Annotated in this window: 21 protein-coding genes and 1 pseudogene; 13 read left to right on the forward strand and 9 right to left on the reverse strand. The window is 72.1% G+C overall.

Features of this window, described 5'->3' with window-relative positions; genetic code table 11:
• Positions 1 to 36 precede the first annotated feature (36 nt).
• Positions 37 to 687 (reverse strand): M15 family metallopeptidase, encoded by a 651-nt coding sequence (locus ACFY8U_RS07940; protein ID WP_389567135.1) that lies wholly within the window; start codon positions 685 to 687, stop codon positions 37 to 39.
• Between the two features lie 96 nt (positions 688 to 783).
• Here ACFY8U_RS07940 and ACFY8U_RS07945 point away from each other — a divergent pair, with 96 nt between their 5' ends.
• Positions 784 to 2,079, forward strand: coding sequence for an amidohydrolase (locus ACFY8U_RS07945; protein ID WP_389567138.1), 1,296 nt, complete (start codon positions 784 to 786; stop codon positions 2,077 to 2,079).
• Between the two features lie 90 nt (positions 2,080 to 2,169).
• Positions 2,170 to 2,487 carry a cupin gene (locus ACFY8U_RS07950; RefSeq protein WP_389567140.1) on the forward strand — a complete coding sequence of 106 codons (318 nt, stop codon included), beginning with the start codon at positions 2,170 to 2,172 and terminating at the stop codon, positions 2,485 to 2,487.
• Between the two features lie 19 nt (positions 2,488 to 2,506).
• Here ACFY8U_RS07950 and ACFY8U_RS07955 read toward each other — a convergent pair whose 3' ends face one another.
• Positions 2,507 to 3,136 carry a tetratricopeptide repeat protein gene (locus ACFY8U_RS07955; RefSeq protein WP_389567146.1) on the reverse strand — a complete coding sequence of 210 codons (630 nt, stop codon included), beginning with the start codon at positions 3,134 to 3,136 and terminating at the stop codon, positions 2,507 to 2,509.
• A gap of 180 nt (positions 3,137 to 3,316) precedes the next feature.
• Here ACFY8U_RS07955 and ACFY8U_RS07960 point away from each other — a divergent pair, with 180 nt between their 5' ends.
• From ACFY8U_RS07960 to ACFY8U_RS07970, 3 genes are all read left to right on the forward strand, one after another.
• A complete protein-coding gene (locus ACFY8U_RS07960) occupies positions 3,317 to 4,924 on the forward strand; it encodes a poly(3-hydroxybutyrate) depolymerase (protein ID WP_389567149.1) in 1,608 nt (535 codons plus the stop codon).
• 89 nt (positions 4,925 to 5,013) lie between these two features.
• Positions 5,014 to 5,154: a Chromate resistance protein ChrB gene (locus ACFY8U_RS07965; RefSeq protein WP_389567152.1), complete on the forward strand. Its 141-nt coding sequence runs from the start codon at positions 5,014 to 5,016 to the stop codon at positions 5,152 to 5,154.
• 98 nt (positions 5,155 to 5,252) lie between these two features.
• Entirely contained in the window at positions 5,253 to 6,401 is a 1,149-nt protein-coding gene (locus ACFY8U_RS07970) for an MFS transporter (RefSeq protein ID WP_389567155.1), read from the forward strand.
• A 360-nt stretch (positions 6,402 to 6,761) separates the two neighbouring features.
• Here the strand turns inward: ACFY8U_RS07970 and ACFY8U_RS07975 are convergent, their stop codons facing one another.
• Together ACFY8U_RS07975 and ACFY8U_RS07980 are read right to left on the reverse strand one after the other, a co-directional pair.
• Positions 6,762 to 9,113, reverse strand: a complete 2,352-nt coding sequence (locus ACFY8U_RS07975) for an FtsX-like permease family protein (RefSeq protein ID WP_389567158.1) — start codon at positions 9,111 to 9,113, stop codon at positions 6,762 to 6,764.
• Complete coding sequence (locus ACFY8U_RS07980) at positions 9,110 to 9,832, reverse strand: ABC transporter ATP-binding protein (RefSeq protein ID WP_389567161.1); 723 nt, start codon at positions 9,830 to 9,832, stop codon at positions 9,110 to 9,112. The genes ACFY8U_RS07975 and ACFY8U_RS07980 overlap by 4 nt, the downstream gene beginning before the upstream one ends.
• A gap of 137 nt (positions 9,833 to 9,969) precedes the next feature.
• On the opposite strand from ACFY8U_RS07980, the gene ACFY8U_RS07985 reads away from it, so the two are divergent.
• Complete coding sequence (locus ACFY8U_RS07985; RefSeq protein ID WP_389567164.1) at positions 9,970 to 10,806, forward strand: sensor histidine kinase; 837 nt, start codon at positions 9,970 to 9,972, stop codon at positions 10,804 to 10,806.
• Positions 10,803 to 11,516, forward strand: a complete 714-nt coding sequence (locus ACFY8U_RS07990; protein WP_389567166.1) for a response regulator — start codon at positions 10,803 to 10,805, stop codon at positions 11,514 to 11,516. Before ACFY8U_RS07985 ends, ACFY8U_RS07990 begins: the two co-directional genes overlap by 4 nt.
• Positions 11,517 to 11,627: 111 nt before the next feature.
• Here the strand turns inward: ACFY8U_RS07990 and ACFY8U_RS07995 are convergent, their stop codons facing one another.
• Positions 11,628 to 12,422: an ArsR/SmtB family transcription factor gene (locus ACFY8U_RS07995; RefSeq protein ID WP_389567169.1), complete on the reverse strand. Its 795-nt coding sequence runs from the start codon at positions 12,420 to 12,422 to the stop codon at positions 11,628 to 11,630.
• Positions 12,423 to 12,484: 62 nt separating this feature from the next.
• Entirely contained in the window at positions 12,485 to 13,000 is a 516-nt protein-coding gene (locus ACFY8U_RS08000) for a TetR/AcrR family transcriptional regulator (protein WP_389568263.1), read from the reverse strand.
• A gap of 182 nt (positions 13,001 to 13,182) precedes the next feature.
• Between ACFY8U_RS08000 and ACFY8U_RS08005 the strand changes: the two genes are divergently transcribed.
• The 6 genes and pseudogenes from ACFY8U_RS08005 to ACFY8U_RS08030 all read left to right on the forward strand — a co-directional run bounded on the left by ACFY8U_RS08005 (position 13,183) and on the right by ACFY8U_RS08030 (position 18,257).
• Positions 13,183 to 14,490, forward strand: a complete 1,308-nt coding sequence (locus ACFY8U_RS08005; protein WP_389568265.1) for an FAD-dependent monooxygenase — start codon at positions 13,183 to 13,185, stop codon at positions 14,488 to 14,490.
• A gap of 45 nt (positions 14,491 to 14,535) precedes the next feature.
• Positions 14,536 to 15,105, forward strand: a complete 570-nt coding sequence (locus tag ACFY8U_RS08010; RefSeq protein WP_389567171.1) for a PadR family transcriptional regulator — start codon at positions 14,536 to 14,538, stop codon at positions 15,103 to 15,105.
• Positions 15,106 to 15,200: 95 nt separating this feature from the next.
• Entirely contained in the window at positions 15,201 to 15,656 is a 456-nt protein-coding gene (locus ACFY8U_RS08015; RefSeq protein WP_389567174.1) for a peroxiredoxin, read from the forward strand.
• A gap of 170 nt (positions 15,657 to 15,826) precedes the next feature.
• Positions 15,827 to 16,228: an SHOCT domain-containing protein gene (locus ACFY8U_RS08020; RefSeq protein WP_389567177.1), complete on the forward strand. Its 402-nt coding sequence runs from the start codon at positions 15,827 to 15,829 to the stop codon at positions 16,226 to 16,228.
• Between the two features lie 29 nt (positions 16,229 to 16,257).
• On the forward strand, positions 16,258 to 17,166 hold the full coding sequence (locus tag ACFY8U_RS08025; RefSeq protein ID WP_389567180.1) for a hypothetical protein: 909 nt from the start codon (positions 16,258 to 16,260) through the stop codon (positions 17,164 to 17,166).
• 19 nt (positions 17,167 to 17,185) lie between these two features.
• Positions 17,186 to 18,257: pseudogene (locus ACFY8U_RS08030) on the forward strand (globin domain-containing protein).
• A gap of 50 nt (positions 18,258 to 18,307) precedes the next feature.
• Here ACFY8U_RS08030 and ACFY8U_RS08035 read toward each other — a convergent pair.
• The 3 genes from ACFY8U_RS08035 to ACFY8U_RS08045 all read right to left on the reverse strand — a co-directional run bounded on the left by ACFY8U_RS08035 (position 18,308) and on the right by ACFY8U_RS08045 (position 20,564).
• The gene (locus ACFY8U_RS08035; RefSeq protein WP_361444658.1) at positions 18,308 to 18,679 is read right to left on the reverse strand and encodes a peptidase inhibitor family I36 protein; all 372 of its coding nucleotides are present in this window, start codon (positions 18,677 to 18,679) and stop codon (positions 18,308 to 18,310) included.
• Positions 18,676 to 19,377, reverse strand: coding sequence for a hypothetical protein (locus tag ACFY8U_RS08040; protein WP_389567184.1), 702 nt, complete (start codon positions 19,375 to 19,377; stop codon positions 18,676 to 18,678). Before ACFY8U_RS08040 ends, ACFY8U_RS08035 begins: the two co-directional genes overlap by 4 nt.
• Positions 19,378 to 19,769: 392 nt before the next feature.
• A complete protein-coding gene (locus ACFY8U_RS08045; RefSeq protein ID WP_389567187.1) occupies positions 19,770 to 20,564 on the reverse strand; it encodes a polysaccharide deacetylase family protein in 795 nt (264 codons plus the stop codon).
• Positions 20,565 to 20,586 lie beyond the last annotated feature (22 nt).

The following is a 20,586-nucleotide window of genomic DNA, read 5'->3' on the forward strand; positions in this document are numbered from 1 at the left end:
CCATCGTGCACCACGCCACCGACAACGCTTCCCCGGTCAGAGCTCCTTCGGCCCGTAGAGCGCGGCGGGGGCTCCCGTGGCGAGGGCCCAGTAACGGTCACCGAAGGACCAGTGCCACCACTCGGTCGGGTAGTTGACGAGCCCCGCTCCGGTCAGCGCTGCGCCCAGGATCTCGCGGTGCCGACGGGCCTCGGCGGGGATGGCGGTGGCGGCGGTGTAGCAGGCGCCCTCGCTCTCCTCCGGGCTCGCGTTCATCCGGGTGCCCAGGTCCAGTTCGCGCCCGTCGGCGGCGGCCAGAGTGACATCGACGGCCGAACCGGCGCTGTGCGGTGCGATCTCGGGCGGGGAGACGTAGCGGCTCGCGGCGGCGTGCAGTTCCGGTGCGGACCACTCCGGGTGGGCGGCGCGCAGTTCGGCGCCGTACTCCTCGAAGTACCTGCGCTGCAGCGACGGCGGCCGGTACCCCTCCACGTACAACAGGCGCATCCCGTCCGGGAGTCGTGACTGTGCCGCCAGCAGCCGTTCGAGGACGCCCTCCCGAAGGTGGGCGAAGGCGCCGGTTCCGTCGTGACAGCGGTTGTCGACCAGCAGCGCCTCGGCCTCCCGTACGTCCACGAGCCGTTCGCCGCACTCCTCGACGGGCAGAGCGGCGATCTGAGGGTCCGACATCAGCGTGATCTCACTCATGGTCACCCGTTCGCAGTGATCGTTCCTGGCTTTCGGCGAGCCTAGCCGGGCCGGAATGTCACCCTGGAGGGACGGTCCGACGACGAGGGGTGGCCCGTGAGCACCGATCAGATCCATGAGGAGCTGGACCGGCGTGCCGAGAAGACGGCCGCTCAGGTCGTCGCCTGGCGGCGCCATCTGCACCGGCACCCCGAGCTGTCCAACCGTGAGGCCGGCACCGCCTGCCTGATCGCCGAGCATCTCCGCTCCCTGGACCTGGACGAGGTCCGTACGGGCATCGCCGGGCACGGCGTCGTGGGGGTACTGCGCGGCGGCGGGGGCCAGGGGGATGAAGGCGGGCGGGTGGTGGCGCTGCGCGCGGACATCGACGCGCTGCCCGTCGAGGACCTGTGCGGTACGGACTTCGCCTCACGGACCGTCGACGCCGACTACCCCGGGGGCCCCTTCCCCGTCTCGCACGCCTGTGGCCACGACTGCCACACAGCGATGCTGATGGGCGCCGCCACCGTGCTCGCCGGAGTGCGCGACCGGCTGCCGGGGACCGTGCTGTTCGTCTTCCAGCCCGCCGAGGAGGGCCCGCCGGTCACCGAGCGTGGTGGGGCGCGGGCGATGCTCGACGAGGGCGCGTGCGACGACCCGGTGCCGACGATGACGTTCGGGATGCATGTCACCCCCTATCCCAAGGGGTATGTGGGATACCGGGTGGGCAATCAGTACGGCGCCTCCACCCTGGTGAAGATCGTGGTCACCGGCAAGCAGGTGCACGGCTCCACGCCCTGGCAGGGCGTCGACCCCATGCCGGCGGTGGGCGCGGTGCTCACCGGCATCGGACAGCTCTACCGGCAGGTCTCCGCGTTCGACCCGATCACGGTCTCCATCGGCCACATCGAGGACGTCGGCCGCTTCAACATCATCGGCCAGGCCGTCACCCTGTGGGGCACGGTCCGGTGCGCGGTCGAGTCGGACATGGCCGAGGTACAGCGGCGGCTCACCACGCTCGCCGAGCACTCGGCCGCGGCGTACGGCGCCACGGCGACGGTCGAGTATCTGCAGGCGGTCCCTCCCGTGCACAACAGCGCGGAGTGGGTAGCCGCGGGACTGCCGACGATCCGCCGGGTGGTCGGCGAGGAGCGAACGGTCGAGACCGGGGCGACGCTCGGGTACGACGACGTGTCCGAGTTCATGAACCGGTTCGGCGGCCTGTACGTGATGCTGGGCGTCCAGGACGCCTCGCTGGACGCGGACGGCCGACCGGTCCCGCTGCCTGGCGGGCGCGGCCTGGTCACCAACCACAATCCGCACTTCTACGCCGACGACGACACCCTCGTGACCGGCGTCCGGCTGCACGCGCACATGGCGTACGACCATCTGACCGGCGCACTGGCCCCCTAGCCCCCGAGTTGCGGCGTGCGTGACAGGCGAGAGGCTGGGACTGGACCCGCGTACCCGCCACCGCGTACCCGCGTAGCCGCAGGAGAGATGATGAGTGATCTCGCAGCCCTCGCCGACGAGCATCTGGCCGCCGCGCGCGCCGCGCCGCACGACCGCAGCGCCCAGGTCGTGATGCACGACGGCGTGCTCCGGCAGAGCGTGATCGCCCTGATTGCCGGCGCGTCGCTCGACGAGCACACCGCGCCGCCCGCCGCGAGTCTGCAGGTGCTGCGGGGGCGGGTGAAGCTGACGGCCGCGGAGTGGTCCGAGGAGCTTGCGGCGGGAGAGCTGAAGATCATCCCCAAGGAGCGGCACGGACTCACCGCTCTGGAGGACGCGGTCGTCCTGCTGACCGCCGTCATGGACTGATCCGCCGCCCGGGCGGCGCTCAGACGGTCTCGTCCAGGTCCTCGGCGTAGTGCTCGATGGCACGGCGGTACGTGCGTACGCCGGGGTCCTCGCTCGTGGCGGCGACCAGGCGGAGCAGCAGACGCGTCGACTCGTGGTGCTCGCCGGTGTTGTACAGGGCCATCGCCAGGAACGTGCGCAGCGCGCCGTCGTCCGGGAACTCCTCGATGCCGCCGCGCAGGGTGGCGACGGCCTCCTCGTACCGGCCGAGGACGCGGAAGGTGCTGCCGAGTCCGAGGAGCGCGCCCCTGCGGTCCTCCTCGGAGAGCCCCTCGCCGGTCGTCGCCTTCAGCGCCCGCTCGTAATAGGGCACGGCTTCGGCCTCCAGGCCGAGCACGTCGTGCGCCCACGCGGTCTGGTAGGCCACCTCCGCGTCGTCGGGGTGGCGGGCGGCGAGCGCCACCAGGCGGTCCCGTGCCTCCTCCTGACGGCCCTGCTCGCGCAGTGCGACCGCCGCGGCCAGCAGACCGTCCCGCTCGCCGCCCCTCACGTGGCCGTCAGAGGAGTCGGGGCCCGCGTCGGAGCCGGAGCCTGAGCCGGAGCTCGCGGAGCCGGCGCCCGCGGAGCCTGAGCCGTGCACGGGGCCTTCGTCGTTCTGGGAGTCGCTCATGGTCGCATCGTCGCAGGTCCCCCTGGAGTGTGGTGCGGCGGCTGCCAGATGACGGAACGCCATACTCCTGCCCGGTGGTTGTGGCGCCCGGCCCCATAGGGGGCGCGCGTCGCCCGCCCCTAATCTCCCGGCCACCACCCCGACATGCCCTTGGCATGACCGAGCCGCCCGGGAGATCCCATGCGTCCGCCCCACACACCCCGCCCACGCGGACCGCGCCGGCTGGCAGCCCTACTGCTGTTCGCCGCCGCGGCCCTGTTCCCGTCCGTGACACCCGCCTCGGCCGCCGCCCCCACGCCCGTACCCGGTGAGCTGCGGCCGTACAACGTCGATGCCGTCTACAGCTCCGGGATCTCGTCGGGCGGATACATGGCCACGCAGCTCCATGTGGCGTACTCCGGCACGTTCAGCGGCTCGGCGGTGTTCGCGTCGGGGCCGTACAACTGCGCCCAGAACACGCTCGCCACCGCCCTCAACGCCTGCATGAACACCGTCCAGGACCTCCAGCTCGCACAGCTGGAGCAGACCACGCGGACCTGGTCGGCGCAGGGGCTCGTCGACCCCGTCGCGAACCTCGCGGGGGACCCGGTGTACGTCTTCAGCGGCTCGGGCGACTCGACCGTGAAGCGCCCGGTGGCGGACGCGCTCGCCGACTACTACGGGCGGTTCGGCGCACGCGTCCAGTACGACCGGAGCACGGCGGCCGGTCACGCCTGGATCAGCCCGCTCGGCCCCAACTCCTGCACGGTCACACAGAGTCCGTTCATCAACAACTGCGGCATCGACGCCGAGCGCGATCTCCTCGGCCACCTGCGCGGCTCCGTCACCGCGCCCGGTACGACCCCCGGCGGCACGCTGATCCGGTTCGACCAGAACGCCTACGCCCCGGGCGGAGCCGCCGCGGCGCTGTCGCTGGACGACAACGGCTTCGTCTACGTGCCGAAGTCCTGCTCCGGCGGCGCGTCCTGCTCCCTGATGGTGGCGCTGCACGGCTGCAAGCAGGGGTACGGGTACCAGGGCTTCGGGACCCAGTTCGTGGACAAGGCGTATCTGAACGAGTACGCCGACACCAACGACATGATCGTGCTCTACCCGCAGGCGAAAGCGACGGCCACGCTGGAGAACCCCAACGGCTGCTGGAACTGGTGGGGTTATCTCGGCGATTCTGCCCACGCCCGGCACGGGGGCAAGCAGATCGAGACGATCATGGGGATGGTCCGGGCGCTGCGCGGAACCACTTCCCCGCCCGTGACCGACCGGGTGACACTGCCGAGCGTCGACGCCCAGGACGGCTACGTGAAGGCCTCGGCCGACGGCACGGGTGCCGCGGTCGGCACGCTGGAGGACACGTACGGGCTCGCGCTCGGCCGTGGCACGGACGCCAAGGTGAACCGGACACTGCTCTCCTTCGACACGTCGAAGATCCCGGCGGGCAAGGAGATCACGCGCGCGTATCTGACGGTGGCGCGCAGCAGCGGTGCGGGCGACCCCTGGGCCTCCCCGGCGGGCAACCGGCTCCTGGCGGACGTGGCGAAGGGCTGCTTCGGCGGGTGTGCCGTCGAGCCCTCGGACTGGTCGGCGCCCTCGACCGTGGCGGGCGGCGCGCAGATCGCGGCCTTCTCCTCGGGCTCCGCGGCCTCCTCGGACCTGTCGGCCCCGGCGCTCGCCGCCCTCGACCGCAGCGGCACGACGCAGGTCCGGCTGCGCTTCGAGACGGCCCCCACCTCGAACGCGTACCTCTTCGTGAACAAGGACACGCCGGTGACCCTGACGGTCGAGTACCGCTGACCGGCGTACGCGCGCATGGGCCCCCGCAGTTCGACCAGCGGGGGTCTTCCCGTACCGCGCCAGGTGTAACGCCTGCTACATTCCCCGGCGTGACGACCGCGCGCGATGTCTTCGGGGCGCCCGAGGCACGCGAGGCACGCGAACGCCTCAAGCTGCGCGAGGCGGTCTGCGAGGACTACGCCGAGCGCGTCTTCACCGCCCTGCACGGCGGTCAGGAAGGCCGGCCATGAGCGATGTGCCCCGCACCCCCCGTAGATCCGCGGGAGCCCCTGCGCCCCCGGGGTCCTCCGCGTCCGGCAGCGGTCGGGCCGCCGCTCCCAGGCGGGCCATGTGGCCCCTGTACGCGGCCGGTTTCACCACCGCGTTCGGCGCGCACGGCATCGCCGCCAACCTCGGCGGCTTCTCCGACGACGCCGTCACGTCCCTGCTCGTCCTCGGCGGTCTGCTCGCGCTGTACGACGGCGCCGAAGTCGTCCTCAAGCCCCTCTTCGGATCCCTGGCCGACCGGATCGGCGCGAAGCCCGTGCTCCTCGGCGGCCTGGTCTTCTTCGCCGCCGCGTCCGCCCTGTACGCCGTCGCGGACAGCCCCGGTTGGCTGTGGGCCGCGCGCCTCGGTCAGGGCGCCGCAGCCTCCGCGTTCTCCCCGTCCGCCTCCGCGCTCGTCGCCCGCCTCAACCCGGCCGCCGAACGCGGCCGCGCGTTCGGCAGTTACGGCTTCTACAAGTCCATCGGCTACACCCTCGGCCCGCTGCTCGGCGGTCTCCTGGTCTGGGCCGGCGGGCTGCGTCTGCTGTTCACGGTCATGGCCGTGCTCGCCGCGGCCGTCGCGGTGTGGGCCGTGCCGGCCGTACCGGCCGTGCCGCCACTGCCCAAGCGGCGCCAGACCCTCGCCGACCTCGCCCGCCGGCTGGCCGACCGCTCGTTCCTCGCCCCCACCGCCGCCCTGGCCGCCGCCACGGCCGCGCTGTCGGTCGGCGTCGGCTTCCTGCCCGTCTCCGGGGCCGTGGCCGGTCTCGGAACCGTGGCCACCGGCGCGGCCGTCTCCGTCCTGGCCGCCTGTGGAGCCGTCGTCCAGCCGTACGCCGGTCGCGCCCTGGACGCAGGACGCCTCACCACGCGTACCGGTCTCGCCGTGGGACTCGCGGTCACCGCGGCCGGCCTGCTCTGCGCGACGCTGCCCGGCCTGGTCGGCGTCCTCTCCGCGGCGGTCCTCATCGGTGCGGGCACCGGGCTGATCACTCCTCTGGGCTTCACCGCCCTCGCGACCAGCACGCCCGAGGAGCGCATGGGCCAGACCATGGGGTCCGCCGAGCTCGGCCGCGAACTCGGCGACGCCGGAGGCCCTCTGCTGGTCGCCGCCGTCGCCGCCGCCTCCACTCTCACGTACGGCTTCGCTGCCCTCGCCATGCTCCTGGCCGTCGGCCCGCTCCTCACCCTGGCGTCGCTCCGACGCCGGAGCGACCCGGCACCTCGCTGAGAGGCAGGGCCCACCGGGAAGCCGGATCACCCGATCGGCGGACCGGGTGGCCGCGACCTCCCGGTCCGCGAGAGCCGCCGAGACGGGGAGCCGGGGCGGCGGGAGCACACCCCTGCCACGCTCCGTAGCCGGGGCTCGGCGGGTGGGGACGCCGGGGAACTGGTCGAGTGGTGGGAGCAGTGGTGGCGGACGTCGTGAACAACGCGCTGGTGTGCCGCGTGAGCTCCCGGCAGACCGCACCGGCCTGACCGCACCCGCCGTGCCCGCCCTCGAACCCCGCGGGGCCTGAAGAGCGCTGTCCTCCGCTTCAGGCCCCGCGGCCATGCGCCGCCGGCGGCGCGGTGTCCGCCGGCCGGTGCCTTACTCACCGCGCAGGGCCTCCGAGATCGTCAGTCGCGCGGCGCGGCGGGCGGGGATCAGAGCGCCCAGGACGGCGAGCGTGACGCCGGCCAGTGCCGTCAGGGCGAGCGTCGGGGCGGTCCAGACGTCGAGGACGGACCTCGGGAGGGTGACGAGTGCTGCCTCGGCCACCAGCGGTACGGCCACCCGATGCGCTGCCATCCCCAGCGGAACGCCGACGAGACCGCCCGCCAGACCGAGCGCCGCCATCGATGTGACCACCATGGCGATCACCTGACGCGGGGTCATGCCGATCGACTTGAGCGTGCCCATGTCGCGGCGGCGCTCGCGCGTGTTGAGGACGACGGTGTTGAAGACGCCGAGCGCCGCGACCGTGCCGAGCATCAGGGACAGGGCCGTGGAGAGGCTGATGACGGCGACGGTGAAGGAGGCGGGTTCGTTGAAGATGGGGTACAGACCGGGGCCCGCCGCCTGGTCGACCGCTTTCGCGTACTTCTGCGGCGTGGTGCCGGAGTCGAGCTTGATGTGGTACCGGTACTGGTGCGTCTGCGGCCGGTAGTTCGCGTCGAGCCGCGTCAGCGTCCGCCGGTCGAACAGCAGACGGTCGGGCTCGTGGCTCATGAGCGAGCCGACGATGGTCACCTCGGTCCGCTTCCCCGCCAGGCCCAGGGTGAGCCGGTCGCCCACCTTCCCGCCGGTCTGGTTCAGGAACTCCGAGGCCACGACGGTCTCCCCGGCGCCGTTCAGCCACCGGCCGTCGACGAGTTGCTTCCCGTACCCGAGCGCCGCGTGGTCCCCGCGCAGGAAGAATCCGTCGACGGCGTCCGCCTGTCCGGCCAGGGTGAGCGAGACGATGAGGTCGGGTGTCACCTCGGCCGCGCCGGGAGCGGAGCGCAGCAGCGCCTCCATCTCGGCGTCGCTCCGGTCCTTCGCCGTCTTCTCGTCGAAGAAGGGGTTCGCCGGGCGCATGGTGAGATCGACGTCCTGCTGCGAGGCCTCCGTCACCTTGACCACGGTGTCGGCGAGGCCGCTCGCGAAGGTCACCGTGAGCACGCCGAGGACGATCGCGGACAGCGTCAGTGCCGTTCGGCCGGGGCGGGCCAGCGGCAGGCCGAGGCCCAGGCTGACCGCGCGCGGCAGCCGTGTCCGGCTCAGTCGTCGCTGGATCCGCAGGCCGCGGCCGGACCGACGCGGTGCGCTGCCCGCGCTGATCGCCTCGGCCGCGGAGAGCCGACGGGCCCGGAGCGCCGGGACGAGCGCGGCGAGGAGCACCACGAGCGGCATCCCGGTCAGCGCGGCGAGCTCCACTCGGAGGCTGATCCCCTCGATGCGCATTCCGGTGCCCTGGAAGGCGCCGGAGAGCAGTGGGCGGGCCGCGAGGTCGCCGAGGACGGTCCCGAGCACGCAGCCGATCACGGCCGGCAGGGACACCATCAGGAGGTAGACGGCAGTGACCTGACCGGGCGTGAAGCCCAGCGCCTTGAGCACACCGATGTGCCGGAAGCCGGAGACCACGGCGCCGCTCACGACGTTCGCCACGATCAGCACGGCGACCGCGAGGCCGAGGAGACCGAAGACCAGGAGGAAGGGCACGTACGCGCCGGGGCCGGAGGCCACGGCTCGCTGGATGGTGAGGTACGAGTGCGCGGCGACCAGGGAGTCGGACGGGAGCGCGGAGTCGACCGTGGCGAGCGCGGCCGCCACGTCCGCGTCCGTCGCGTGGCCGGTGAAGCGGTAGAGCATCTCGGTCATGGTGGGGCCGAGCGCGTCGATCTGGTCCGGTGAGACCCAGCCGTCGGCGCTGTTGCTCAGGCTGTGCGCGTAGCCGACGACGGTGAGGACCGGCAGGCCGGGCACTTTGATCGTGTCGCCGAGCGGCGGGCCGGGGCGCTCCGCCTCGAAGGGCAGCAGGGCGGGCGCGGGCCGCGACTCGTTGACGACGATCTCGCCGGGGGCGGTCGCCCAGCGGCCCTGCCACAGGTCGACGCGGTCCACGTCCCCGCCGGGTCCGGAGCGGCCCACCACGTTGAAGGGGCCGACGTGGCGTGGCGAGTTGCCCTCGGGGACCTGGAGGACGGCCAGCGGGTACGGGCCTGCGGACGCCTCGACGCCTGGCGTCCCGGACGCCTCGGCCAGGCGCGCGTCCGAGACCTTGGCCGTGTCGTACGCGGCGACGGCGTGTGCCCCGCGCTGCTGGGCGAAGCCCTTGTCGAAGGGGCCCGAGGCCGCTTCGAGGAGGCCGAGGGCCACCACGATGGTGGCCGTGGAGAAGAGGACGACGAGGCCGATGACGAAGGTCTGGAGTCGGCGGCGCCGGACGGCCGCGCGCGAGGCGCGCCACACCGCGCTCATGCCGTGCGCTCCGCGCTGCGTTCGCCTGCCACCCGGCCGTCGACCATGTCGACGATCCGTCCGGCGCAGCGCTCCGCCATCCGCTCGTCGTGGGTGACCATGAGCAGGGTCTGGCCGATCTGGTTGAGGTCGAGGAGCAGATCCATGATCTGTTCGCCGGCCCGGGTGTCGACGGCTCCGGTCGGCTCGTCCGCGAGGAGCAGGGCGGGCCGGTTCATCAACGCGCGGGCGACCGCGACCCGCTGGCGTTCCCCTCCGCTGAGCACGGCCGGGTAGGCGCCTCTGCGGTCGGCCATGCCGAGTTCGTCGAGGAGTTCGAGGGCGCGGCGGCGTGCCTGCGCGGCCGGTGTACCGGTGAGCTGCGCGGCGAGAGCGACGTTGTCGAGGGCCGGCAGGTCGTCGAGCAGATTGAAGAACTGGAAGACCATGCCGATCCGGCGTCGCCGGAAGAGGGCCAGTTCCTTCTCGTTCATGCCGGTGAGCTCGTCGCCGTGGACGAGCACGCTTCCGGAGGTGGGGCGGTCGAGTCCGGCGACCATGTTCAGCAGGGTGGACTTGCCGCAGCCTGAGGGCCCCATGACGGCGACGGCCTCGCCGCTGCGGATCTCCAGCGAGACCCCGTCCAGGGCGGTCGTCCCGCCGAACTCCTTACGTATGCCGTCGAGTCGTACGACGATCTGGCCTGTCCGGCCGGTGGCGGTGTCTCTCTGCGTGGTCATGGCAGGAAACTACGATCCGGGGGCGGGGCGTCGCATCACTCCCCCGAGGTATCCACGCGGCCCTGTCATCCTCGGGATGTACGCGGCTGCATCCCGGTGATGATGCGGATGACCTGGCGTTCTGCGAGGGTGAACCCGTGGGTGGATCGTGGGTGGGCTGGTGGGTGGCCGGCGTGGTGGTGGGGCTCGGGGCCGTCGCGGCGTGGCTCGCGGTGGCGCTCGTACGGTGCCGGCGGCTGCAGCGCAGGACGCTGGAGGAGCGGCGCCGGCTGCTCGAACGCGAGCGGGAGAGCGCGGCCCGGATCGCGGTGGAGGACGAACGTGCCAGGATCGCGCGCGAGTTGCACGACATCGTCAGTCACAACGTGGCGTTGATGGTGGTGCAGGCGGGGGCGGCCCGCGAGGTGCTGGCCACGCTGCCGGAGGAGGCGGCGAAGGCGATCGAGGCCGTCGAGTCGGCGGGCCGGGACACGATGACCGAGCTGCGTCATCTGCTGGGGCTGCTCGCACCCTCGCAGAGCGGCGGGGACGAGCCGTACGCGGCGGACCTCGCCCCGCAGCCGGGTCTCGGCCGGCTCGGTCCGCTGGTCGACCGGATCGCCTTCGCCGGGCTGCCCGTCGAGGTACGGATCTCGGGCGAGCCGCGGTCGTTGCCGACCGGCGTGGATGTGACGGCGTACCGGATCGTGCAGGAGGCGCTGACGAACGCGCTCAGACACGGGGACGGGGAGAAGGCGGAGGTGTCGGTGCGGTACGGGGAGCGCTATGTGCGGGTGGAGGTGCTCAGCAGCGGTCCGAGTGTGCTGACCGGAGGCTCCGCGCCGAAGCTGTCGCTCCGTGACCACGCGGGGGCGGGCCGGGGGCTGATCGGGCTGCGCGAGCGGGTCGCGGTGTACGGCGGGGAGTTGGACGCCCGGCGGCGCCTGGGCGGCGGCTACCGCGTCCGCGCCCGGATCCCGTTGGACGGCGCATGACGGGCACCGGCGCGACCCCGCTCCCAGGGGCGCCTCGCGTGTTGATCGCCGACGACCAGGCTCTGATCCGTACCGGATTCCGGCTGATCCTGGCATCGCGCGGCATCGAGGTCGTCGGGGAGGCCTCGGACGGCGCCGAGGCGGTGGCGGAGGCCCGGCGGTTGCGCCCGGACGTGGTCCTGATGGACATCCGGATGCCGGGGACGGACGGGCTGGAGGCCGCTCGGCGCATCCTTGCGGAGTCGCCGAGCTGCAAGGTGCTGATGCTGACGACCTTCGACCTCGATCGGTACGTGTACGCGGCCTTGGCCCTGGGCGCGAGCGGCTTTCTGCTGAAGGACGTGACGCCGGAGCATCTCGCCGCGTCCGTACGGCTGGTGGACACGGGCGACGCGCTGCTCGCGCCGTCGATCACCCGCCGTCTGGTCGAGCGGTTCGCGGGTGGTGACAGCGCTCCGGGCGCCGGCGCCGGGCCGGCGGTCCACCGCGATCTGGCGGTGCTCACTCCCCGGGAGCGGGAGGTGCTCACGCTGCTGGGGCGCGGGCTCTCCAACACGGAACTGGCCGAGGTGCTGACGCTGAGCGAGGCGACCGTGAAGACCCATGTGGCGCGGATCTTCGCGAAGTTGGCGCTGCGCGACCGGGCGCAGGCGGTGGTGCTCGCGTACGAGACGGGCCTGGTCACCCCGGGCGGCTCGACGGAGGCATGAGGGGCCGGGAGCGGGCGGGCCGGGAGCGGGCGGGCCGGGAGTGGGCGGCCGGGGCGAGGGCCCGCCCGGCCCGGGCCCGTTGCGTCCCGGGCCCCTTGCGTCCCGGCTGGATCAGCGCGGCGGCTCCGGCAGCTCCTCGCCCGTCTCCAGCAGGGACTTGAGGCTGGAGATCAGGGCCGGCCAGCCCTCCCCGATCATGCCGCGCATCGTGCTGTCGGGTTCCAGGTCGTCGTGGACGACGGTGAGCTTGACCATGTCCCCGGCCGGCTCGATGTCGAAGGTGACCTTCGAGCGGCGCTCCTTCGTGAGCTGTGCGTACACCTCGTCGCCGATCCCGACCGCTTCGGCCCACTCGGGCGTGAAGGTGTGCCAGGTGTAGGAGAGCCGGCGGCCGGGCTCGGCCGCGAGGACGACCTGCTCGGGGTCGCTCGTCTTCCGGCCGCCCTCGTCCCAGACCATGGGGGATCCCGCGGTCCAGGTCGTCTCGAAGGCAACACCCCAGTAGCGCCGGGTGAAGTCCGGGTCGGTCAGGGCCTGCCAGAGCTGCTCGGGCGTGGTGCGGATGTAGGTGGTGTAGACGAACGCGTTGCTGTCCATCGGGTTCTGCTCCAATGCTGACTTCAGGTCGGCGAGCGCGCTGACGCGCTCGCGGGCGTACCGGCTGATCCAGCGGTCCCCGATGGCGTGGATCGGAGCGGCGTTCAGGTAGTGCAGCTTCTCCCGCCCGCGCCGCACCGTGACCACCAGCCCCGCCGCCTCCAAGAGCGCCAGATGCTTACTGACGGACTGCCGTGCCATGTCCAGACCCGCGCAGAGTTCACGCAGGGTCTGGCCGTTGCGGGCGTTCAGACTGTCGAGCAGCCGTCGCCGACTGGCATCGGCCAGCGCCTTGAACACCTCATCCATCGCCCCACCTCAACATGCAGCCGTTTGACTGCCTCTACGATAGGCAGCCAATTGGCTGCGCGTCAACGACTTACCGCACCGGCAGGCCGCAGGGCCGCCACCACCAGGCCTTCCACCTCCTCCGCGGAGACGCCTCCGCCTCGCACCACCCGGTCGAGCACGAGCCCGTCCACGCACGCGAGCAGCGCGAGCGTGCGCCCCTCGGGGTCCTCGACCCCTTGGGCGGCGAGGAAGCGGCGGACCACCTCTCGCCCCGGGTTCTCCCTTGGAACCAGGATTTCGCGGAGTTCCGGGTCCCGCACGCTCTCGACCGTGCAGGCGTAGCGGGCGAGGGAACGGCGCCTGCCCTCGCCGGAGAGCCGCGCGGCGACGAGGGCCATGACCGCGTCCGCCAGTTCGGCGGCGGAGTGCAGCTCACCGACGCGCTCCCCCGCCGCCCGCAACTCGGCCTGGTCGAGCTCGACCAAGCGCCGGACCAGGGCGGCCAACAGGGCCGAACGGGTGCGGTGGTACGCGGACGTGGTACCGGCCGGGAGTCCGGCGGCGGCGTCGACGGCGCGATGGGTCAGCCCGCGCATCCCGGCATCGACGAGGACATCGAGCGCGACGTCGGCGAGCACGGTACGGCGGTCGGATTGGGGGCGTTTCTCGGCGGGGCGATCAGAAGTCACCCCCTCTTTCTACACCTGTAGAGGGCGCACGGTACGCTCTTCTACAGGTGTAGAAGAGCGTACCGGTGAGCGGAAAGAGGCTGATCGCCATGGGGAACGTCGCTGTCGTCGTGGGTGCGGGCATCGGGGGGCTCGCCGCGGCCATCGGGCTGCGGCGTGTGGGCTGGGAGGTGACGCTCGTGGAGCGCGTACCCGTTCTCGGCGACGCGGGCGCAGGGATCTCGCTCGCCGCCAACGGCATACGCGCCCTCGACGCGCTCGGCGTCGGGGCCGCCGTCCGCGCCGCTGCCCGCGGCCAGTACACCGGAGGTACGCGTACGCCGGACGGCTCCTGGCTCGCCCGGATGGACGGCGCCGCACTCGGACGCGCCCTCGGTACGCCCATCGTCGGCATCCCGCGCGCCACGCTCCACCGCCTGCTGCGCGCGGCCCTGCCGCCCGAGATCCTGGCTGTCCGCGCGGAGGTCACCGGCCTGGACCGCACGGAGTCGGGCCGCGTCCGGGTCCGTACGCGAGCTGTCGAGTCTTCGGCCGGGCACGAGCACGGCACCGGCGGGGGTACGGCGTCAGGGGGAGTCGGGACGGGCGGTGGTACGGCGTCAGGGGGAGCCGGTACGGGCGGGGGTGCGGCCATCGGAGGCGGACCCTGCCTCGACGCCGACCTGGTCGTCGCCGCCGACGGCGTCGGCAGCCGTACGCGGACGGCCCTGTTCCCCGACCATCCCGGTCCGGCCTACAGCGGCTCGACCGTGCTCCGCGCCCTCACGGACGGCCCGCTGGACCTCCCCACGGACTTCGAGATCACCTGGGGGCACGGCGCCGAGTTCGGACACATCGCCTTCACCGACGGACGGGCGGAGTGGCACGCCGTCCTCAACTCCCCCGCCGGAGTCCGGTACGACGATCCGCTCGCGGAGATCCGGAGGCGCTTCGCCGGCTGGCACGAGCCCGTCCCGGCGCTGCTCGGCGCGACGCGCCCGGAAGCCGTCCTCCACCACGACATCCACGAACTGACCACCCCGCTCCCGTCCTTCGTCGTGGGCCGCGTCGCCCTGCTCGGTGACGCGGCCCACGCGATGACCCCGAATCTGGGCCAGGGCGCGTGCCAGGCCCTGGAGGACGCCGTCGTCCTCGCCGCCGCGCTCGCGAAGGGACCGGACACGGACAAGGCCCTGGCGGCGTACGACGCGGAGCGGCGCCCCCGCTCCCAGTCCGTCACCGTCGCCGCCCGCAAGGCGGGACGGGTGGGACAACAGCTCTCCAGGCCGGGGGCCGTGGCGCTGCGCAACGCCGCCATGCGTCTCGCGCCGTCGGGCGCCACGCTCCGGATGATCCTGCGGCACGCCGACTGGACCCCGCCGCGCCTCCCCGGGGTAGCCGCGGGGCCAATCTGTTGAATAGGTGCGAAACCACCTGATCAACGGTGCTGCTAGCGTGTCCGGATGTCCCTGAAGCACGCGGTCCTCGCAGCCCTCCTGGAGGGCGAGGCGTCCGGATACGACCTGGCCAAGATCTTCGACGTGTCCGTGGCCAACTTCTGGGCCGCCACGCCGCAGCAGCTCTACCGCGAGCTCGACCGGCTCTCCGAGGCCGGTCTGATCGGCGCCCGTGTCGTGGAGCAGGAACGGCGCCCCAACAAGCGCATGTTCTCCCTCACCGACGCGGGTCGGCAGGACCTCATGGCGTACACGGCCCAGCCGCCGCGCCCGACCGCCATCCGCGACGAGCTGATGGTCCAGGTGCAGGCGTGCGACGAGGGCGACACCGAGGCGGTGCGCGGCTTCGTCCAGGAGCGGATGGAGTGGGCGCGGGGCAAGCTCGCCCGGTGGGAGAGGCTGCGGGAGTGGATGCTCGCCGGGCGCGACGAGGCCACGTACCTGCGCGAGGCCGAGCGGATCGGGCCGTATCTCACGCTGATGCGCGGCCGGTATCTCGAAGAGGAGAACCTGCGCTGGGGCGAGCAGGTGTTGGCGATCTTGGACCGCCGGCTCGCGGCCCGGCAGCGGGCCTGAGACGGGGCGGCCCACCGGTGACGCACATTCCTACCCTGCGGTAGCGTCACCCGTCGACGACCGGACGGGCCGGTCGGAGACAAGGGGTGGGCCGGATGAACGTCGGTGACATCGTCGAGGACTTCACTCTGCCGGACGAGACGGGGAAGCCCCGATCGCTGGTCGACCTCGTCGCGGACGGGCCCATAGTCCTCTTCTTCTACCCGGCGGCCATGACAGCCGGGTGCACGGCCGAGGCCTGTCACTTCCGTGACCTGGCCGCCGAGTTCCAGGCTGCGGGAGCGCGCCCCGTCGGCATCAGCGGCGACGTCGTCGAGCGGCAGCAGGAGTTCTCCGACCGCCACTCCCTCGGCTACCCGCTGCTCTCGGATCCGGAGGGCTCCATCCGCGACCGGTTCGGAGTCAAGCGGGGCTTCTCGCTCGCGCCGACCAAGCGGGTCACGTTCGTCATCGACGAGAACCGCCGGATCCTCGAGGTGGTCCGCAGTGAGCTGCGGATGAGCGCCCACGCGGACCGCGCCCTGGCGGCGCTGAGGGCGCGCACGACCTGATCACGAATCGTGGACCGTGGATCCGATATCCGATATCCGATATCCGATATCCGATATCCGATATCGATGATCCGTGATCCAGACGCCTCGACATGCGAGCCGACAGGGGGTGGGCGACACTCGCTCATACGCGTGGCCGACTGCGGCCGCCGCCGGAACGGAGCGCAGGAATGGACGACTACCCCCTCCTCAACGTCTTCTGGACCATGCTCTGGTTCTTCCTCTGGATCATGTGGCTCTTCCTGTTGTTCAAGGTGATCACCGACATCTTCCGGGACCACGAGCTGAACGGCTGGGCCAAGGCCGGCTGGCTGATCTTCTGCATCCTCCTCCCCTACCTCGGCGTGCTGGTCTACGTGATCGCGCGCGGCAAGGGCATGAGCCGCCGCGACGTGAAGCAGGCCAAGGAGAACGAGGCCGCGTTCCAGCAGTACATCCGCCAGGCCGCGGGTACAGGTGACGCGACCAAGGGCAGCAGCGTGGACGAACTCGCCCGGCTGGCCGATCTCAAGGACAAGGGCGCCATCACGAACGAGGAGTTCGAGAGGGCGAAGGCCAAGGTCCTGTCCTGAGGAACGGCTCCGCCGACACACCGGCTCCCGTGCTCTCCCGCTCGCTGCTGCGGGAGGCATGGGCCGAACCGGGCCGACTGCCGGAGCTGCTCGCGATGTTCGCCCTGCGGCACATGGGCCCGCCGGCCGGCCGTGCAGTGGAGCGGCTGCGCCGGGAGCGCCCGGAGGCGACTCCCGCCGAACTCCGGGCCCTGGTTTCGGCGCGTGGCCGGCGGACGGTCACCACCGAAGGGGCGTTCGTGGGCGGGCCGTTCATCCTGCTCATCCCCGTCGCGTTCTGCGGTGCCCTGCTGATCCAGGCGCGGACGATCCTCGAACTGGCAGGCCTGAACGGTCAGGACACCAGCGCCCCCGAACGCGCCGCCGAGCTCCTGGTCCTGCAGGGGGTGTACGCGGACACGGCGGCCGCCGAGGCCGGTCTGCGCGCCCGGCCCGAGCCGGCCGAGGACGACACACGGCCCCGCCCCGGCCGGATCGCCTCACTGTGGAACCTGACGATGCGGATGGCCCGGCTCCTCGGCATCCTCACTCCGGACGACGGCGGTCGGGGCAGGCTCGCCCGGCTCGGCCAGTGGGCGCTCCTCGGCGTGGTGCTCCTGACCGGTCTCGTGGCGCCGCTCGTGTGGTTGCCGTATTTGGGGGTCACGTACCACCGCGCCACCACCCGGCTGACGGATCGGGCGACCCTCTTCTACTTCGGCACCCGAGACCCGCGTCCGCCCCGCACCGGCCGTCTCCAGCCGGAGATGGTGGCGTCCGCGCTGCGGGCGCTGGCGTCGATCGTCGTCCCGGTGGTGGCTGCGGCCCTGGTCCTCTTCTCGGACCATGAGCTCGGCGGCGGCCGGTGGCCGCTGCTCGCCCTCGTGATTGTGGCCGCTCCCGTGGTGGTGGGTGGCGTGTGGCTCTGGAGCCACCACTCGAAGCGCCGCTCCCGCTGACCCCGCCCCTGGAGACTCGATGCTGTCCGAGCAGGCCGCCCCCGTCGTCCGAGCCACCCTCCCCGCCGTCGGAGCCGCGCTCGATGAGATCACCGAGCGTTTCTACGCCGGGCTGTTCGCGGCCCGGCCCGCGCTGCTGCGCGACCTCTTCAACCGCGGCAACCAGGCCAACGGCGACCAGCGGCGCGCACTGGCCGGCTCGATCGCCGCCTTCGCCGGGGCGCTCCTGGCGAGCCCGGACACGCGTCCGGACGTCATGCTCTCCCGCGTCGCCCACAAGCACGCCTCGCTGGGCGTCACGTCCGACCAGTACAAGGTCGTCCATGAGCACCTCTTCGCCGCGATCGTCGACGTGCTCAGCGAGGCCGTCACACCGCAGGTCGCCCAGGCCTGGGACGAGGTCTACTGGCTGATGGCCAACGCCCTGATCTCGCTGGAGGCCGGGCTCTACGCGGAGAAGGGGGTCGCGGAGGGCGATGTCCGCCGCCCCATGGAGATCGTCGAACGGCAACAGGAGACGGCCGACACGGCCTCCTTCGTCCTGCGCCACACCGGCGGACGTCCGACGGGGTCGTTCCGGCCGGGGCAGTACGTGAGCGTCCGCGTGGGACTGCCTGACGGCGCCCGGCAGATCCGCCAGTACAGCCTCTCCGCCGCGCCGGACCGCCCTCAGTGGAGGATCACGGTGAAGCGGGTGGACGGCGACCCGGTGGGCGAGGTGTCGACCTGGCTGCACGACCACGCGGTCGTGGGCGACACCGTCGAGGTGTCCGCGCCGTTCGGTCACCGTCGTGCACGCCGACCGTTCCCCCGCGGACCACGCGCACCGCTCGGAGCTGCACCGGCTGGTCGGCGCACTGCCGAACGGCTCCCTGCACCTCTGGTACGAACAGCCGGGGACGACGGACGCTCGCCCGGGCCGCGCGGACGTGAGCACCCTCGACCTGCCCGCGGGCGTGACGGCGTACCTGTGCGGCCCGCTGCCCTTCATGCGTCAGGGACGCGGAGACCTGCTGGCGGGCGGCGTCGCCGCCTCGGCCGTCCACTACGAGGTCTTCGGTCCGGACCTGTGGCTCGGCGCCGAGAACTGACCGCCCCGCACCCAGGAGGTGCGGGAGCGGGTCAGGGGACGAGGAACGGCTCAGCAGCTCATCGCCCAGGTGTGGGAGTCGCCCCGGTCGTTGGCGACGCCGTTGTAGCCGACCTCCTGCCCTGGGGTCAGGCAGATCGTCATCGCGCCGCCCTGATGGGCGCTCTCGTAGACCCGGACGTGATCCTTGATGCCCGGTCCCGAGATGCCGTGGTTGGCCCAGGAGGAGTCGGTGTCGGCGATCCAGCTCTCCCACCAGCCGTCGTCGCCACTCCAGTTGGCGCGCTGGCCGCCGAAGTTGGCTTCCTGCCATGTACAGAATTCACCACTCGGACAATCCGCCGCCTGGGCGGGTGCCGCCAGGGCGAGTCCGCCGGTGAGGGCGAGCAGGGCCGCGGCCGCGGTGGTGAGGATGCGCTTCATGAAGCGTTGTTGCCTTCCTGTGCGGTGAGGGTTGCGGACAGCTCGGCTGCCCGCCGCAGTGCGCGGGTGCGCAGCTGCTGGTAGGTGGTGAGCTGGTCGGCGCGCAGGGCGCGCACTGTCGCCAGCTCGGCGGGTTCCAGCCGTTCCCGCACCTCGGCCAGGCCGCTCTCCGTGTCGCAGCGGGTGACGACCGCGGGGTCGGGGCGTTCGGTGGGCGGGCGGCCGGAGGGGGTCGCGCAGTGGTTCCAGCGGGCGAGGGCGGCCCGGTGCGCGGGGGCGTCCTTCATCCGGTTCTGAGCCTCGGCGCGCAGGTTGTCGACGGTCACCTGCGCGCGGAACCAGCGCCTCTGGTCTCCGTACAGGGTCTGCCGGGCGGAGGCGAGGCAGCCGTCGGTGTGGGCGGTGACGGTGTGACCGGTGGCCAGGGTGAGCGACAGTTCGCGGGGGCCCCTTCCGAAAAGAGCCCCTTGGAGGCGCCGGTCCTCCTCGGGAGTGTCCGGCCGCCGGGCGAGGCTGAGTCCGCGGGCGTCGAGGCAGCGGTCGACGAGGGTGCGCTCGACGGTTCTGAGCAGCTCGTCCTGGGCCTGCGGCGTCGGTGGGACGGCCGGACGGGACTCGGTCGTGACACATCCCGTGAGCAGGAGCCCGGCGGCGAGGGTGCCGAGCACGCGACGGATGTGCGCGGTCGTGTTCGGCATGGCGGCCCCCTCATGACGTCCCTGGTCAGCGGGCCGGCGACGGGTTCGTCACAGCCCGTGACGATCACTGCCCGGCCGCGGAAAGGGCATGCGAGGAGTCACTCGAAGGGGTTGAACGCGCCGGAGTGCGCGCCGCTCATGTGCGGCCCACGCCTGCGAAACGACCACAGGCGCGGCCCGGGGAACGACAAAGCCCCGGTTGGACGGGGGATTCCAACCGGGGCCGATTGCCGCGACAACGAAGAGCGGTCACCGCAAGGGGGGGACCTGGGGACCGGGCCCCTTCGCCGTCACACATTGATGAACGATAAACCTTCAAGACGGGTTCCGCGGAGCCCAGGCTGTCCGATGTGAGACACCTCACCCCGTTTTAACCGCTCGTGCGTCTCACATCACGGACGGTAGACGGCCCCCGGTTCGGCCTTGCCGGGCGCGAGGAGCTGAGGAACCGTCACGAAGGTGAAGCCCCGCTCCTTGAGCTCGTCGATGATGCCCGGCACGGCGGGGACGGTCCCGTCGTAGATGTCGTGAAGCAGGATGATCCCGTCCCCCTGCGCTCCTTCGAGCACCCGCTTCCGTATGAGCTCCGAATCGGTCGTGGAGTAGTCCTTGGCCGTGACGCTCCACAGGATCTGCGCCAGACCCAGGTCGCGACTCACCTCGGAGACCGTGTCGTCGGTCCGCCCCTGCGGGGGCCGCATCAGAGTGGGGCGGCTGCCGGTGATCTTCTCTATGGCGTCCTGGGTGCGGGACAGCTCGTCGCGCACCTCGTCGGCCTCCAGATCCGTCAGGATGCGGTGGGTCCATGTGTGGTTCGCGACCTCGTGCCCCTCGTCCGCGATGCGCTTGACGACCTCGGGATAGCGGTCGACGTGCTTCTTGCCGAGCAGGAAGAACGTGGCGGGGACCTTCTTCTCCTTGAGCACGTCGAGGAGGTGAGGCGTGTCCTTGCCGGGGCCGGCATCGAAGGTCAGCGCTATGCACTTCGTCCGGGCACAGTCGACCGGTTCGGCCGATCCGGTTGCTCCGTGCGCACCCTGCTTGTCGTCCGATCCTGCGGCGTCGCCCCTGGCGTCGGCCGGGGTGATCGGGTCGACCCCGCAGCCGGTGAGCGCGAGCATGAGCGAGGCCGCCGCCAGAAGGGCGACGGCCGATCCCCTGCGCTTCCGCGTATCGGTTCGGAACATGCTGCAACCCGCTTTCCCCGTA

The sequence above is a fragment of the Streptomyces sp. NPDC012508 genome (assembly GCF_042902595.1).
Taxonomy (GTDB): domain Bacteria; phylum Actinomycetota; class Actinomycetes; order Streptomycetales; family Streptomycetaceae; genus Streptomyces.

Coding starts and splice junctions, on each gene's coding strand:
- ACFY8U_RS07940 (WP_389567135.1), bottom strand. CDS start 687: ATGAGTGAGATCACGCTGATGTCGGACCCTCAGATCGCCGCTCTGCCC.
- ACFY8U_RS07950 (WP_389567140.1), top strand. CDS start 2,170: ATGAGTGATCTCGCAGCCCTCGCCGACGAGCATCTGGCCGCCGCGCGC.
- ACFY8U_RS07955 (WP_389567146.1), bottom strand. CDS start 3,136: ATGAGCGACTCCCAGAACGACGAAGGCCCCGTGCACGGCTCAGGCTCC.
- ACFY8U_RS07960 (WP_389567149.1), top strand. CDS start 3,317: ATGCGTCCGCCCCACACACCCCGCCCACGCGGACCGCGCCGGCTGGCA.
- ACFY8U_RS07970 (WP_389567155.1), top strand. CDS start 5,253: ATGTGGCCCCTGTACGCGGCCGGTTTCACCACCGCGTTCGGCGCGCAC.
- ACFY8U_RS07975 (WP_389567158.1), bottom strand. CDS start 9,113: ATGAGCGCGGTGTGGCGCGCCTCGCGCGCGGCCGTCCGGCGCCGCCGA.
- ACFY8U_RS07980 (WP_389567161.1), bottom strand. CDS start 9,832: ATGACCACGCAGAGAGACACCGCCACCGGCCGGACAGGCCAGATCGTC.
- ACFY8U_RS07990 (WP_389567166.1), top strand. CDS start 10,803: ATGACGGGCACCGGCGCGACCCCGCTCCCAGGGGCGCCTCGCGTGTTG.
- ACFY8U_RS07995 (WP_389567169.1), bottom strand. CDS start 12,422: ATGGATGAGGTGTTCAAGGCGCTGGCCGATGCCAGTCGGCGACGGCTG.
- ACFY8U_RS08000 (WP_389568263.1), bottom strand. CDS start 13,000: ATGCGCGGGCTGACCCATCGCGCCGTCGACGCCGCCGCCGGACTCCCG.
- ACFY8U_RS08005 (WP_389568265.1), top strand. CDS start 13,183: ATGGGGAACGTCGCTGTCGTCGTGGGTGCGGGCATCGGGGGGCTCGCC.
- ACFY8U_RS08010 (WP_389567171.1), top strand. CDS start 14,536: ATGTCCCTGAAGCACGCGGTCCTCGCAGCCCTCCTGGAGGGCGAGGCG.
- ACFY8U_RS08015 (WP_389567174.1), top strand. CDS start 15,201: ATGAACGTCGGTGACATCGTCGAGGACTTCACTCTGCCGGACGAGACG.
- ACFY8U_RS08020 (WP_389567177.1), top strand. CDS start 15,827: ATGGACGACTACCCCCTCCTCAACGTCTTCTGGACCATGCTCTGGTTC.
- ACFY8U_RS08035 (WP_361444658.1), bottom strand. CDS start 18,679: ATGAAGCGCATCCTCACCACCGCGGCCGCGGCCCTGCTCGCCCTCACC.
- ACFY8U_RS08040 (WP_389567184.1), bottom strand. CDS start 19,377: ATGCCGAACACGACCGCGCACATCCGTCGCGTGCTCGGCACCCTCGCC.
- ACFY8U_RS08045 (WP_389567187.1), bottom strand. CDS start 20,564: ATGTTCCGAACCGATACGCGGAAGCGCAGGGGATCGGCCGTCGCCCTT.